Source organism: Bradyrhizobium sp. CCGUVB1N3 (genome assembly GCF_024199925.1).
Taxonomy (GTDB): Bacteria; Pseudomonadota; Alphaproteobacteria; order Rhizobiales; family Xanthobacteraceae; genus Bradyrhizobium.
This window is the reverse complement of the sequence record NZ_JANADR010000001.1, coordinates 8313589-8328018: the sequence shown is the minus strand read 5'-3', so window position 1 is coordinate 8328018 and position 14430 is coordinate 8313589. Positions and strand designations below refer to the sequence as shown.

Below are 14430 nucleotides of genomic sequence, written 5' to 3'. Positions count from 1 at the left end.
GTCCTTCCGCAGGGGTAAAGTTAATGGAGCCACGCAGAGAGCCACGCCAATGGACGCCGCCGGCGCCTCCGCCCCCACGCGTCCCGGCCGCCGGCCCCGCGAAAGCATCGGCACAGTCAACCCGCTCGGAATGGGGTGTCCTGGAATATTTCGTGTCGCTCATCTTTCACGTTCTGTTCTTCGGCCTCATCGCGGGCTTGTTGCGGACGCGGTTTCCGCTCGATCTCGGCCTGCTCATCTTCTTCACCAACGAGGGGATGACCGACTGGGCGTTGCGCAAGGTCGGGATACGGCTCGTTCCCGATTCGCTCGGCGAGACGTTTGTACATTTCTTCGTGTGGATGACCGGCGCATCGATCCTGCTCACGCATTGGAAGGCGGCCGCGCCGGCCTGGCTGGTGCCGCTCGGTCTCGTCGATCCGCCCTGGTCTACGATTATTGGTGTGGCCGTCGGATGTGCCGTGCTCACGGCCATCTCGACAACGGTCGTCCGGCGCGTGCTGCCGTGGTTCGGGATCAAGCTTGCGCGTGACAGCCTGGCATGGACAATCACCCATGGCCTGGTCGGATTTGGCATCCTGGGTGTCGTGCTTCTCGTGGCTTCCTACGCGGCGGGTTAGGGGATTAGCTCACGAAACTACAGGGTTGCCCCGGTCGTCGCGGCGTTCTTCTCCATCAAAATGCTGATGCTGATCAGGAGAACCCAAACCGGAAACACCAGGATGCTCCAGTCGAAATAGTAGCTGCCGATCAGAAGGATCGCTGCGATCACGTATCCGCCAAACGCCAGCCAGCGCGGCGTGAGGCCGGTGTAGACGCCGATCGTCGACGTCGTGATCATGAAAACGGATGCTGTTTTCACCACGTAGATGTTGATCATTCCGTAGGCCAGCGCGCGTCCGAAATGGAACGTCGTTGAATCGACCGGGACCTCCGGAGCGGCGTGAAACGCCAATATGATCGCCCCGACGACGGCGGCGGCTGCAAACAGCATCGCCAGGAGCAGAAGACCGCTGCCGAGAAATACGGTTGCGAAGAACTGGTCCTCGCGCTGCCCAAGCCTGTCGCGGAGCGCACCGGCGAACCAGAGAAAGGCTATTCCTGCAAAAGGCACCAGATTCAATGCGATCACAACGTTGGTCGCTCCGGTGTGCAGCCAGGCGCCCGTTTCCAGGGGATCCCGTGGCACCGAATGCCGCATCAGCACAAACACGGCAAGGAGCAGGATCGAGAACACGACCCCGGCGATGGCGGCGGCTCTCGGGGTTCGCAAACGGGCGTGCATCACGCCTGTCCGGTCAGCGGAATCGCGCATAGCAGAGCTCCCTTCCAAGAAGATGGGGCACCATCACCGCCCAGAGCGTGACGTCCACAAGTGCGCCGGGCACCAAGCGCTCGCGCCGATAGCCCGGTATCCAGCCGAGCACCGGGAGCGGCCTGTGAGGCACCGAAACGAGGCCGGGAATCGCCATGATCCAACTGTCGGCGGACGGAAGCAGGTCATTGCATGTGGTTCTCGCCCATAAACCATTGATCAAGATCAATGTTGCCGCAGCCCTTCCGGGGTCAGTCGGAGATGCCCAGGAAGCAGTGAGGCAGAGGCTGAGCAGCGCCGGGCGGTCAGCGTCGCGGGTCCCATGGACGACTTGTCGAGAATTGGCATCGATGCCGCCAAGCTGCCGATGTGGCTCCGCCTCATCGTGGTCCTTGTGCTGGTGGGGCTGGCGACTGCCGCGGGCCTGTATGCCTACCGCTGGTACGTCCGGCCGGCGACGCTGTCGATCGCGGTCGGTTCGCTGGATGGCGACGCCCCCAAGATCCTGTCGGCGCTTGCGAGCCGGCTCGTCGTCAACAACGCGCCGGTGCGCCTCAAGATCGTCGAGACCACCGGCCCAATCGAATCCGCCGCCGCGTTCTCGTCCGGCAAGACCGACCTCGCCGTCGTTCGCGGGGATGTCGGCGACCTTTCGCAGGCGCAAGCCATCGTCGTCCTGGCCGAGGCCGTGGCACTGCTGGTTGCGCCGCCGGGGTCGGCCATCACCGATATCGCCGGCCTGAAGCGGACGACCGTGGGCGTCGTGGGAGGCGAGACCAATCAGAAGATCGTCGGCGTCCTGACCAAGGCGTATGACCTTGGCCGCGCCAACGTCGCCTTCAAGAACCTTGCGCCGGACGACGTCCGCCGCGCGCTCGATACCAAGGAGGTGCGCGCAGTGCTTTTCGTCGTGCCGCTGAGCGACAAATATCTGTCACTGGTGCGGGGACTGTTTCCGCAGAACGCCAAGACCGCACCGGTCCTGATTCCGATCGAAAACGCGGGAGCGATTGCGGAAAAGGAGCGCGCCTACGAAAGCTTCGACATCCCCAAGGGAACGTTGCGGGGATCCCCGCCCGTCCCCGAAGACGACGTGACCACCCTGCGCGTTTCCTTCTACCTGGTCGGCAAGAAGAGCCTCGATAACGATACGATCGCCGACTTCACGCAGGCGATCACGAGCGCGCACAGGGATATTTTGGCCGAGTGGCCGATCCTTGCGCAATTCAAGGCGCCGGACACCGACGCCGGCGCCTATCTGCCCGTTCATGCCGGCGCTGCGGAGTTCTACAACGGCAGCCAGCAAACCTTCCTGGACAAGTGGAGCAACGTCATCTTCCTCGCACCGATGGCCCTGGGTGCGCTGGCATCGATCGCGGCCGCGCTCTGGCAGTTTCTCAGGTCAGGCGAGCGCAAGCCGCGCGAGCCGGCGCTCGACGGGCTCTATGCGCTTGGACGCCAGATACGACAGGCGGAAAACGAAACGGATCTCTTGGAGATCGAGAACCAGATCGACGAGCTGTTACGCGCGCAACGCGCCAGAGGCGACGAGGATGAAAACACACTGGATGCAGCTACACTGAATGTGGCGGCGCACCGTCTTGAAAATCTCATTCACGACCGACGGGTAAAGCTGACTGTATCGAGTGCCGAGCCAGCGCCAACGATCCGAGGCGGGACGCCAGAGTAGCCGCGAGGCGCCAGGCGGTCCTGCACGCCTAAAGCGCGATGAGATCGGGATGAAGCGTCATCGCGCTTTTGGTTGTTGTTTGAGCATGATCTCCGCGCAAACGCGTTCCGCGTTTGACGCCCATGCGCTACCGAAAATAATCCAGCACAAGGTCGAGATCCGGCCGGCCGGCGGCGGTGCCGTTGAGATCGGCGTCGATCACCCGACGGCAGGCTTCCACGGCGGCGTGGTCGCCAAGATCGTTGGCGGCCTCGAGCACCAGCCAGGCTGCGTCGACCGAGGCCTTGTCCGGCTTCGCTCCGCCGACGTCGGCGCCGAGCGGCTTGTTCAGGTTCTTGCGGGCTGCGGTGCCGAATTGAGGCAACATGGCAAATACTCCCTCTCGCGCTCAGTGCATCTGGAGTTCGGCGCCGCGGCCTGCGGCCGGATCGGCGGCGGTGCTGTTCTTGCGCGACTGGTAGAACTTCAGGATGCTGCGCGACGTCTCGATCTTGAGCCGGCCGAAGTCGCGCTCATTGTCCTTGAGGTCGCGCCCGGTGATCAGATGATCCTTGGCGCCGAGGAACAGCAGCGACATGGTCGTCTCCCACGAGAAATTCAGCGCCTTGCACAGCACCAGCAGCATCTCGCGATTGCGGTCCATCAGCGCGCGCTCGATCACATCGACCGGCAGCGCCGAGAGCAGCGACAGGCCGATCTGCACCTCGTCGAAACGGTGCTGGCGCGCATAGTTCGAGATCGAATCCTGGTTGAGGTTGCCATGGCGATGCTGCGTCGTCACCACGCGCTTGGCGACGAAATAGGTTCGCGACGACGGTCCGAACTTCGACTGGAGGTCGCCGGTGACGTCGGTCACCGAGCTCTGGATCTGCGACATCATCTCCGGCCGCTCGCTCTCGAGCCGATGGCGGACGTCTTCCGACGCTTTCGCAATGAGCTGCTGGAAGATGTGGCGCGGCACGTCCTTGCGCAGGCCAAGCTGTTCGGCGAGGATCGAATCGCCGTCGGCGCGCCTCACCATATGCAGCAGGCTGGAGCCCGAGAAGCGCGCGCCCTCATTCCTGGCAACGGAGGTCACGACCTCCTGGTTGCCGCGCTTGACCAGCACGTCGGTCACGGCCTCGCCGATCGACTTGCGCTGCGAGATCGCGAGGAGATGGTCCTGCCCCTTGCTCAGGGCGTTCTCGATCAGCGTCTTCTCGTCGAGCCGGTCGGACTGGCGCAACACCGGGCCGGCGACCGCGATCTCGTCGTCGAAAGCAAGCTGATGCAGCACGTTGAGCGGGGCGTGGTCGCAGGCGACCATCAGGTCGGAGAGCTGCGCGCGCGCCGCCACCTCGATCTCGTCGGCGAGCTTGCCGATCACCTCGCCGAACATGCTGATCTCGTCGGTGCTGTAGCGGCCGGTGATCAACAGGTCGGTCGCATGCCACAACGCACGTGCACGGCTTTCGTCGGTGCCGCGCGCAATCGCGTCATCCAGATCCTGCAGAAGCGATTTCGCTTCGTTCATGGCGAATGTCCCCAGTTCTTGGCGGGCCGTTCCTGTCCACTTGGCAGGACGGCGAATTCCTCTGGGAACCACGCTAGCCGTCAAACGCGAGAATTCGGTAAAATCGGCAAATCAGTTTTTCCGAGCAAAATTCCCTAAAATTTGCGCGAATGGCTTTACGCCCGCGCAACGGCGCAGGGCTGTCGGATAAAGGTCAAACGCAACAAGCGTGCTGCGCATTGCTGTGCCCTCTCCCCTTGCGGGAGAGGGCAGTTCCGCAGACAGACGCGTACTCATTCGGGTGAGGGGTTCTCTCCGCGCACACATTTCTCGCAGTGAATTCGCGGATAGAACACCTCATCCGGCGCTTCGCGCCACCTTCTCCCACAAGGGAGAAGGAAGGGCGCCGTCCTTACGGATTGGACTGCGGCACGAGGACCAGTGGCGGTTTCGGCTTGGGCCTTGGCGGCGGAGGACCGGGCGCCGGCCTGACCTCGATCGGCGGCGGAAGCGGCGCCACCTGCTGGCTCGCTATCGGCGGGCCTGAAACCGACGGACTTGAGACCGAGGGACTTGGCGCAGCCGGTGCAGCCAGCGGCGGCCGCTGCGTCGGCGGCGCTTTGGGCTCGACTTTGGCTTTGGGCTGGGCGCGGCGGGGATCGCGGCCGGGCAGCGGCACGTCGGTCGGCAGCGGCAGCTCGGGCGCAGCGTCAGGTGACACGAGTCGCGGCAGTGCCGCGGTCGCCGGCGGCGGCTCGCCGCGCTCGATGGCATCGAGGCGCCGCGTCTCGCGGTCGATCGTCCGCACCGCCAGCCAAGAAGACAGCGGCGTGAGATCGACGGTGCGGTTGAGCTTGTCCGGCGGGCCTGCCGCGAACAGCTGGATTTCCGGAGGCGCGCCGGAGAGGCCGGTCATGATCGGCGTCAGGCTGGCGCGGATGTCGGCTTGGTCGGCGGGAAAGTCATAGCCGCCGGAGACGATGGCGCGGGCGTTCTTTGCTTCCAGCGTGGTCGCCCCGACGCGCAGGCGGCCGTCGCGGATCGTGAACGGGATCTGCGCCGAGCCGATCGCCAGCGGTCCTGCCGACAGCGCCGGCTCGACGAGCTGCCTGAGCCTTGAGTCGTCGGCGACCTGGCCGCCATCGCTGGCCCGGATCGCGAGCTCGAAAGCGCGCGGATCGAGCCCGGCGAACTCGGCCGATTCCAGCGTCACGGTGCCGTTGCCGGCGAGCGCGCCGGTCAGCGCCGCAATGCTGCGGCCCTGGGCCGACAGCGCCATCTGCACCGAGGCGCGGCCCTTGGGCACGGCGAGATTGCGATAACGCAACACCGTCGCATCGACATTGGCGAGCTGGATGCGCGCGTTCAGCGACAGGCCGTTGGGACTGTCGCGTGCATCGATGCTTGCGGTCATCTCCCCGCCGCCGATGCCGCCCTTCAGGGAATCCAGCGCCAGCGACTGACCGTCATTGCGGATCGTGCCGCTAATAGGCCGCATCTCGATGCCGCCGGGCAATGCGCCACGCAGGGCCTGGAAGGTGATGCGACCGCGCCAGCCGTTGACAAGCCCCGCCGTGAGCGGCTGCTCTGCGTCGCGCCCGGCCGCGCCGATAGCGACCGCCAGCGCCGGCACGAGATCGAGCGTATCGAGCCCGACCTCGCCGTCGACGCTCTTTTCCGGGTCCAGCGTCATCGCAAGACGCCCGCGCAGATGCGAGCCCGAGGCGGAGCTGTCGAGATCATCGAAGGTCAGCCTGTTGCCGGACAAGGTCAGGCGCGAGGACAGGTTGACGGCTTGCGCCGGCTTCTCGCCGGCACCGATCCCGAACAGCGGCGCGAGGTTGGCGTTGCGCACGCGCACATTCACGCTGGCCTTCGGATCAGGCGAGGACAATTCGAAGGCTCCCTGCGCGTCTGCATCCAGTCCGCCGCCCGCGACCTTCGCGTTGAGCTGAAGCGGCCGGCCCCAGGTGCCGCTTACCTTGGCTTCGGCTTGCGAAGCCCCCTCGCCTGCCGCGACCACGCGGTCGAGGCCGAACAGCGTCAGCAGCGAGCTCGCCTGCGGTGCGGAGAGTTTTGACTCCAGCGTGAAGTCGCTGTTGCGCAGCTGGTCGAGATCGAGGCCGTTGATCGCCGTCGCCAATGCTTGCGCCGACAGCGTCGCCGTCCCCTTCAACTGCGGCGCATCGAGATCGAGCGCGGCGCGCGCATTAGTGCGGTCGGCATGCTCGGCGTTCTTGTCCAGGCTCAGATCGAGCTTGAGGCGCGCCTGCCCCGGCAGCGCGTCGAGGCGATCGAAGCGTGCACCGAGCGCCGGCGCGATCGGGTTGATCAGGGCCGTGAGCTGAGACAGCGAATTGGCCGCCGATTTCAGCGTCAGCTTGCCGGTGGCATGCGCGCGATCGAAGCTGCCGTTCGCATCCGTCGTCACGCCGCTCGCCTGGCCGAACTGCAACTGCTCCAGCGACAGCGTGGTCGGGCTGTAACCGAATTTGGCGGCGAATGGCCGCAGCTCCTGCCCGGCCGAGACTGCGCGGCCGACATCGAGCGACAGTCTTGCCTCGTCCGGCCATTCGCCTTGCGGCCCGGCGAGGCCGCGCACGAAGCTTGCCGCGGCGTCGAGGTCGAGCCGGTCGGCCTTCAGCTCGGCATCAAACCGCGACCCCTTGTTGGCGGCGGTCTGCACGAAGGCGATGCGGCCCTCGACCGCGCCGCCCTCGATCTCGGCCTTCAGCTTGTCGATCGCGAGATGGTTGGCGGCGACCGTCACGTCGCCGCTCAGGCGCAACGGTTTGGTGCTGCGGCGATTGATCTCGCTGCGGCCCTGAAGCCAGCCCACCAGCGTATCGGGGTCGGACGATTCGATGCTGAGCCGGCCGCTAAAGCTGTCGACGCCGGGGCTGGCGCCGTTGAGCGCGACCTGGGTCATGCCCGGCGCGCGCAGATCGAGCCGCTGGAAGGTCCAGGACCTGCCGTCGGTCTGCAACTCCGCGGCGATGTTTTGCAACGGCCGGCCGCCGAGCATGATCTGCTCGGAACTGAACGAGATCTGCGCCGGGATCGGCGCCTGCGGGATGGCGGCAAGCCCTGCGCGCAGCGCCGGCAGGATGCGCAGCGGCTCGGTATTGTCCTTGGCCGCGAGCTTGTCGGCATCGAGCTGCCGCGCCGCCAAATTCGCGCGCAGCAGGGGCGCGGCGCCGAACTTGAGGTCGCCGACGCCGGCGACCTTGAGCGCGGTGTCTTCGGGGCCAAAACTCGCCTCGATCTGGTCGAACTTCGCAAGCGACGGATCGGCCTTGAGCTTCGTGGTGAGCTTCCAGGGCGTCGGCGCGGGCGCTCCCTGCTTGTCCTTTGACGTGTCCTTTGACGTGTCCTTAGGCGGAGGCACAGCGAGCGTGAGCGCGCCGTCGAATTTCGGCAGCCGGCCGTCAAAAGCGAGCACGCCTTCGAGATCGGCCAGGATCGCGCGTTCGCCGGGATCGATATTGATGTGGAGACGGGTGGCGGTGCCGTCGGGGCTCGGGCCGGAGGAGACGCGGAACGGATAGCGCGTGCCGGAGACGGTGACGTTGCCGTCGCCCCGTACCGAGCCTGCAAGCGAGCGGACGTCGCCGGCGAACGCGATGTCACTCAGCTCCAGCGTCGCGCGGCTGCCGGCATCATGGAGCGCGATGCGGCCGGTGAGGTTCAGCCGTTCGATCGCGAGCGAAGCGAGGTTGAAGCTGCCGCTCGCCGTGGACGGCAGGTCGACCCGGCCCTTGGCGTCGAGGCCGAGATCGGCGGCCATGCCGTTGACGGTCAGCTCGGTGGCGCGCCATTCGCCGCGCATCAGCGAAGAGAGGCTGAACTCGACGTCGAGCTTGTCGGCGCGGAGCTTGCCGAGGTCGTTGTTGCCGCCGAAGGTGACCGAGCGCAGCCGCAATGTCGGCGCCGGCAGCAGCCGCGCGTCGAGCTGGCCGGCAACCCGCACCGGGACACCGATGATCCGGGTCGCCTCCGCCTCGAACTGGGGCCGGAACTGGTTCCAGTCGATGAAGTAAGGCCCGATCAGCGCGGCCAGCAGCGCAATGATGAAGGCAATCGCCAATCCGAGCAGCGTCGTCTGCACGGGTCTCCCCTCGGCCACCGGCACCCGGGCCAAACCCAAGCCTACGTCTAAGCCAAATCGAAGCCTAAGCCGCGCCGGAACTGCCCCTTATATAGGGGCAAGTATGGCGAAGTCACAGCGACTGTTGCGCGCGGAGGTTAACGCTGCCAGCTCGCCGGCAGCCGCTTCAGGCCGCGCAGGACGAAGGTCGGCCGCCATTCGGGGGTCTCGACGTCGTCGATCCGCAAGTCCGGCAGCCGCCTGAGCAGGGTGTTGATGGCGATCTCGGCCTCGATGCGCGCCAATTGGGCGCCCAGGCAGAAATGGATGCCGCCGCCGAACGACACCGGCCTGACGTTCTCCCTGACGATGTCCAGGCGGTCGGGGCGATCAGGGTAGACGGCCGGATCGCGGTTGGCCGAGCCCAGCAGGCACAGCACGGTCTCGCCCTTGGGGATCCGCTTGCCGCCGAGATCGTCGATATCCTCCAGCGTGACGCGCCCGGTCATCTGCACCGAGGAATCGTAGCGCAAGAACTCCTCGATCGCGTTGCCGATCAGCTCCGGTCGGGCCTTGAGCAGCGCGAGCTGGTCCGGATTGCGGTGCAGGGCCAACAAGCCGTTGCCGATCAGATTGACGGTGGTCTCGTGGCCGGCGCCGAACAGCAGGATGATGTTGGCTGTCAGTTCCTCATTGGTCAGCTTGTGGCCGTCTTCCTCGGCCTGCACGAGCTGGGTGGTGAGGTCCTCGCCCGGATTGCGGCGGCGCAGCTCGAAGAGCTGCTGGAAGTACATCTGCGCCATCAGGTTGCCGGCGTTGCCCTGGCGGATCTCTTCCGGAGAGAGGGGCACGGGATCCAGCAGCCGTCCGCCGTCGCGCGAGCCCTTGTAGAAGACCTCGCGATGGTCTTCGGGAATGCCAAGCATGTCGCAGATGATCGTGACCGGCAGGCGGAAGGCAAAATCCTCGATCAGGTCCATCTGCCCGCGATCGATCACCTCGTCGAGCGTCTGGTCGACGATCTCCTGGATCCGCGGCCGCATGTCCTCGACCCGGCGCGCGGTGAAAGCTTTCACGACCAGACCGCGCAGGCGGGTGTGGTCGGGCGGATCGGCCTGCAGCATCCAGTGGCTCATGCTGCGGAAGACTGGCTCCTCCATGATCTTCGGACCGTAGCGGCGCTTGCTGCGCTCGACGAAATCCTTGCCGAAGCGCTTGTCGCGCATCACGAGGCTCACCTCGGCATGTCGGCTCGCCAAAAAGGAACCGAACGGGGTCACATGCATCGGATCGACCGCGCGCAGCCGCTCGTAATGGGGATAGGGATCCCTGATGAAGTCGGGGGCCAGCGGATTGAACAGCGGATCGCTTGCCGCCGGCTGCGTATGCTCGTTCATGGTGACCTCAAATCGTTCGCCGCATCGACCACGCCGGTGCCCAAGAGATATGCGGCGTGACCATCCCCAATGAAACTCGATACATTATTGTATTGAGTTGCATTCTCAACTAAAATGCAGGGATGTCAAGAGTGAGGACCAGGCCGACCAGGGACGACACCCGCGACAAGCTGTTCGAGGCGGCCGCGCACGTGTTCGAGGACCAGGGCATCGGCGGCGCCAGCATCGATGCGATCGCCACTGCTGCCGGCTTCACGCGCGGCGCGTTCTATTCGAACTTCAACAGCAAGGACGAACTGATCATCGCCATGCTCGAGGACCATGTCGAGCAGTCGATCCGGCGCAATCTCGACCTGCTCGCGCAGCATACCGATCTCGACGATTTCATTGCGGCGCTGAGGTCGATGGAGCGCAACCGGCGCGATCCGCTCGGCCGCTCCCCGCTCCTGCACATGGAGATGATCCTCTACGTGGCGCGCGCCGAGAAGCGCAGGCCCGAGCTTGCCAAGCGCCTGCGCGCGCGGCGCAAGCTGGTCGCCGATATCGTGCAGGGCGCGCAAGTCCGCGGCACGAACAAGGTGCAGGACCCGTCCTGGGCCGCCGCCGTAGTGCTGGCGCTAGAAGACGGTTTCCGCCTGCACCGGCTGATCGATCCCGAGACCACGCCGGCCGACAGTTTCCTGCGCGCCATCAGCGATCTTCGCCGCGCGATGGGGCTTTCGTCAGTCTAGGGCGCATACTCATGAACGCTTTGCCGCAGATCGACGCGCGGACGTCCGCTGTGGCCCTGATAGCGGCGGAATAGCGGACGTTCCCCAACCGCTGCTGAGGGCCAACAGCGGCGGTACAAGAGCAGCCTCGAGGCGAGCCTTCTGATTGATTTCGTGGTGGCATGGCACCGGCCCGGGCGCGGTGCGAGAGCAGACAAGTCATGCCGACATGGTGAGGCCACATATTCCGCGATAGCATCCCTGACGCGCCATTCCTTGTAACCGGAGCAGCGCACGCTGCCGCCGACAGTCGCGACAAACCAGGGAGGTGCGAAAGGGAGGTAACAATGAGTTCAAACTGGTTTCCGGTAGTGAAGCGAGGGGACCAATTGAGATGTTCACGTTCAGGATCGCAATCACAGCGGCCGTGATAGCCTTCATCGCAGCTCTGACCGCATCTCTGGTATTCACCGAACTCGCGACTTTTCATGCGGTAGCAAGAGCAGCGGCGTCCGCCGCAATGGACGCCGCCAGTGCCAACACCCTTAGCCGCCTCGAGGCAGAGGTCTCGGGACTGAGTGCCGTCGTTGACGTGCTGTCATCAAATCCCTCTTTCGCCGACTCCGATGACAGGGGTGAGGAAGATAGTGCGATCGTTCTCTTCAGAGCCGCTCTACACAAGCTGCCACAGGCGGATAGCTTCTATGTCGGGTACGAAAACGGTTGCTGGCTTCAAGTCCGGCGCGTTGACGTCCTAAGCCCGGTGGAGCGTGAAAAGTTAGGGGCACCCCCCGAGGCCGTCTACAATGTCAACTTGGTCCGGCCGACCTCCGACGGAGCACTACCGATGCGCCGAATCTTCGAAGACGAGGAAGGCAACAAGACCGGCCAGCTCGATTTGCGGGACTATGGTTACGACCCACGGAAGCGAGTCTGGTATCGTGATACGATGCAGGCGGGTAGCGCTGTTGTCTCGGCGCCGTATGCTTCGTTCAGCATTGGCACAGCGATGATCACCTTGAGCGCCCCTCTGCGTGGGCACGTCCGCGGTGTCATTGCCGCCGACCTCAAGCTTGATAAGTTCAGCGAGTTGGTCCACGGGCAACGCCCCGGGGAGCACGGAACAGCCATCATCTTCGACTCGTTCGGCGTACTTATCGCCCACCCGGACTTCGCCCGGCTCGTGGAGGATGCGAGGAAGCATCCCTCGCGTCCGCAGCTCCCCGAAATTTGGGAAATCCGGACCGGACTGGTCGGCGCGGTCATGCGGACATGGGACGGCCGCGGGCAGTTGGAAGGCAGCATGCGGGGCGAAGATGGACGAGATTACCTCTTTCGCTTGCAGAAATTTTCTCAAGGAGGCGGATACAGCGGCTACTCTCTGTTGTTTGCGGCTGAAGACGATTTTGCGCAGAACGTACGAAAGCTGCAGATTAGAGGAATAGTCATTGCCTTGATCGTAGGTGGCTGCTTCGTGCCCGCGGCCTGGGTCTTCGGCGGCCAAATGTCGGCTTCGCTGAAACGGATAACCGCCCAGGCAAGCAGACTCCAAACGTTAGCGGCGCCCCGCGATGCTCCTGTCACATCGAACATCGCAGAGATCAACGAACTCGGCAGGACGATGGCGGTTGCCCGGCGCAGCATCTCGTCATTCGCTCGTTTTGTCCCGAAGGATATCGTCAGAGGAATCGTTGATGGCTCGATTTCCACCGAGCTCGGCGGAATGAGGCGGGAGGTGACCATCCTGTTTACCGACGTCACGAATTTTACCGGGATCGCCGAAGCGGCCGACCCTGACAGTTTGATGCGCCAAACGTCGCGCCATTTCGCCGCGTTGACGGAAGCGTTTCTTGCCCAAGGCGGGACCGTGGACAAGTTCATCGGGGACTCGGTGATGGTATTTTGGAACGCTCCCCAATTGCAGCCCGATCATGTCGAGCGGGCTTGCCGGGCCGCCCTTTCGGCCAAGGCGGCGAGCGACGCGCTCAATGCTCAATTCGAGGCCGAGGGGCTGCCCCCGTTCGTCGTTCGCCTTGGAATCCATTTCGGGGATGCCGTGGTGGGAAATGTCGGTTCAACGGAACGCATGAACTATACGGTACTGGGCAACAGCGTGAATCTTGCTGCTCGCCTCGAAGGGCTCAACAAGGGGTATGGGACGACGATCCTTGTCAGCGAGGCCGTGTACACGCGGGTCGAGCAGCGCTTTCGTTTTGAGCTCATCGCCTCGGTAACCGCCAAGGGGATGACGACGGAAACGCGCGTCTACGAGTTGATCGAAGCAGTCGCGTAAATACGCCCTTTGGTTGCGGCTCGCCGTGCACGTGATGACGAGCCTCCCGCTATTGGACCTGGCACGCGCCGCGACCGGGGGGATCGGGCTGCCAGCACGGCACACCGCTTTCGTTCATCAGGCGCTGCAGCGTCTCGGCTTCACGTTCGAGCACCGGGCGCGCCTTCTGACCGCGCAGAACGATTAGCTGGAATGTCTCAAGGAACACCCTGTCGAACTCGGCGTCGCGTTGGCCGAAGCCGATCGGCGGCAGCGCGGGCAGCGCGTCCTTCGCCGACTGCATTTTGGCAATCGCATCGGCGCCCATCCTCAGGCCGGGATCAAGATCCGCTGGCAACTTTGCCTTCACCACCGGGAAAAAGCCGACGGTACGGGCCAAGGTGATCTGCGTTTCAGGCTGGGTCAGGTAGTCGATCAGTGCCATCGCTTCGGCCATGCCGGGTGTGCCCTTCACCACCGCCAGGCCGACCAGAATCGGCATGTAGCCGCGCCCCTTGGGTCCAGCGGGAGCAGGGAATGCGACAAATTCGTTCGGTTTCTGGCGCAGGGCGTCGAGCACGCGGGCAATGTGGTCGAAGCCGATCCAGACCTCGCCAGACAGCAAGGGCTGCGCCATGAAATCGTAGCTGGTTGAGTTCGGATTGACGCTTTTCCATAGCGACGCGAACTGCATCCACATCGCTTCGGCCGCCTCCGAGCGGAACGGAACCACGACCCCGCCGGTATGGGACGGATAAAGGAAACCCTCGAAAAAGCGATGCATCAGCCCATGCGGGCCTGCCGGAAAGCCGAGCAGGCGCTTGCCTGTCTTCTGCTGGAGTGTGCTGGCCCACGTCGCGAGTTGGTCGTAGCTGAGCGCATTAATGTCCGCCCCACTGGGCAGATAAGGCAGCGCCTGTTTGTTGGCGACCATGATGTAGCTCGCTTGCATCCATGGGATATAGAGCTGATGCGCGGTGCCGAATTTTCCGAGCGTCAGCAGCGGATCCGGGATGCCGCGTCCGGCCAGCCTCTTGGAGAGGTCATCGAGCGGGACCATTGCGTCAAGCGGCACCAGCGCTTGCAGTTCGCCGTGCAGCGCGCCAACAACATCTATCGTGTGCATGCCGGCCTGTCGCTCTGCCTCTACTCGCATTGCAAATCGCTGTGGCAGATCGGTGACGTAGTCGACCTCCTGCGGGAACTCCTTGAGGACGAAGTTGCGCATCTTCTGTGCCTCCCCGATCGGCCGCAGTTGGGTCGACAGAAAGACCAGACGCTCGGTTTGGGTGGCATCCGCGGTCGCGGCCAGCAATCCGGCGCAAAGCGAGAGGCAGAGCCAGGCCGACACCTTCGGCATATATCCTCCCTCCATGAAGGACGATTCGCGTCCGACCGCTCGTTCGTTATCGGACCGGTTTCGCACGAAAATCCAAAGGATCAGATCAAAGCCTTCGCAATGTCCGA

Annotated in this window: 10 protein-coding genes; 4 read left to right on the top strand and 6 right to left on the bottom strand. The window is 64.3% G+C overall.

Translation table 11 applies throughout. The features are described 5' to 3' along the window. Positions 1-152: 152 nt before the first annotated feature. Entirely contained in the window at positions 153-620 is a 468-nt protein-coding gene (locus NLM33_RS39320) for a hypothetical protein (RefSeq protein ID WP_254103751.1), read from the top strand. Between the two features lie 17 nt (positions 621-637). Here NLM33_RS39320 and NLM33_RS39315 read toward each other — a convergent pair whose 3' ends face one another. After that, positions 638-1315, bottom strand: a complete 678-nt coding sequence (locus NLM33_RS39315) for a hypothetical protein (protein WP_254103750.1) — start codon at positions 1313-1315, stop codon at positions 638-640. 322 nt (positions 1316-1637) lie between these two features. Between NLM33_RS39315 and NLM33_RS39310 the strand changes: the two genes are divergently transcribed. Next, positions 1638-3005: a TAXI family TRAP transporter solute-binding subunit gene (locus tag NLM33_RS39310; RefSeq protein WP_254103749.1), complete on the top strand. Its 1368-nt coding sequence runs from the start codon at positions 1638-1640 to the stop codon at positions 3003-3005. Positions 3006-3132: 127 nt separating this feature from the next. Here the strand turns inward: NLM33_RS39310 and NLM33_RS39305 are convergent, their stop codons facing one another. The 4 genes from NLM33_RS39305 to NLM33_RS39290 all read right to left on the bottom strand — a co-directional run bounded on the left by NLM33_RS39305 (position 3133) and on the right by NLM33_RS39290 (position 9981). Then, complete coding sequence (locus NLM33_RS39305) at positions 3133-3372, bottom strand: hypothetical protein (RefSeq protein WP_254103748.1); 240 nt, start codon at positions 3370-3372, stop codon at positions 3133-3135. A gap of 21 nt (positions 3373-3393) precedes the next feature. Further along, positions 3394-4518, bottom strand: coding sequence for a DUF2336 domain-containing protein (locus NLM33_RS39300; protein ID WP_254103747.1), 1125 nt, complete (start codon positions 4516-4518; stop codon positions 3394-3396). A gap of 391 nt (positions 4519-4909) precedes the next feature. Then, a complete protein-coding gene (locus NLM33_RS39295; protein ID WP_254103746.1) occupies positions 4910-8605 on the bottom strand; it encodes an AsmA-like C-terminal region-containing protein in 3696 nt (1231 codons plus the stop codon). Between the two features lie 137 nt (positions 8606-8742). After that, the gene (locus NLM33_RS39290; protein ID WP_254103745.1) at positions 8743-9981 is read right to left on the bottom strand and encodes a cytochrome P450; all 1239 of its coding nucleotides are present in this window, start codon (positions 9979-9981) and stop codon (positions 8743-8745) included. Between the two features lie 122 nt (positions 9982-10103). On the opposite strand from NLM33_RS39290, the gene NLM33_RS39285 reads away from it, so the two are divergent. Both NLM33_RS39285 and NLM33_RS39280 read left to right on the top strand, forming a co-directional pair. Continuing rightward, on the top strand, positions 10104-10712 hold the full coding sequence (locus NLM33_RS39285; RefSeq protein ID WP_254103744.1) for a TetR/AcrR family transcriptional regulator: 609 nt from the start codon (positions 10104-10106) through the stop codon (positions 10710-10712). Between the two features lie 373 nt (positions 10713-11085). After that, positions 11086-12984: an adenylate/guanylate cyclase domain-containing protein gene (locus tag NLM33_RS39280; RefSeq protein ID WP_254103743.1), complete on the top strand. Its 1899-nt coding sequence runs from the start codon at positions 11086-11088 to the stop codon at positions 12982-12984. A 49-nt stretch (positions 12985-13033) separates the two neighbouring features. Here NLM33_RS39280 and NLM33_RS39275 read toward each other — a convergent pair whose 3' ends face one another. Beyond that, positions 13034-14323 (bottom strand): ABC transporter substrate-binding protein, encoded by a 1290-nt coding sequence (locus tag NLM33_RS39275; RefSeq protein WP_254103742.1) that lies wholly within the window; start codon positions 14321-14323, stop codon positions 13034-13036. Between the last annotated feature and the right edge of the window lie 107 nt (positions 14324-14430).